Source organism: Bacillus sp. 05T31 (assembly GCF_056396725.1).
Genome location: NZ_JBFTMA010001442.1, coordinates 1 through 409, shown reverse-complemented (window position 1 = coordinate 409; position 409 = coordinate 1). Strand labels below are relative to the sequence as shown.

The window sequence follows — 409 nt, the reverse complement described above, 5'->3', positions numbered from 1 at the left end:
ACGAGAGTTTGTAACACCCGAAGTCGGTGGGGTAACCTTTATGGAGCCAGCCGCCTAAGGTGGGACAGATGATTGGGGTGAAGTCGTAACAAGGTAGCCGTATCGGAAGGTGCGGCTGGATCACCTCCTTTCTATGGAGAATTGATGAACGCAGTTCATCAATAAACGTTGACTTGTTTTGTTTCGTTCAGTTTTGAGAGAACTATCTCTCAAGTTTAAATGTATGTTCTTTGAAAACTAGATAACAGTGTAGCTCATATTTTTTTAATTTTAGTTTGGTTAAGTTAGAAAGGGCGCACGGTGGATGCCTTGACACTAGGAGTCGATGAAGGACGGGACTAACGCCGATATGCTTCGGGGAGCTGTAAGTAAGCTTTGATCCGAAGATTTCCGAATGGGGAAACCCACT

The 409-nt window shown here is 44.5% G+C and carries 2 rRNA genes; both read left to right on the top strand.

The features are described 5' to 3' along the window. A 16S ribosomal RNA gene (locus AC1DJR_RS33730) occupies window positions 1–131 on the top strand; the annotation flags it as partial. A gap of 146 nt (window positions 132–277) precedes the next feature. Further along, window positions 278–409: ribosomal RNA gene (locus tag AC1DJR_RS33725) — 23S ribosomal RNA — on the top strand; the annotation flags it as partial.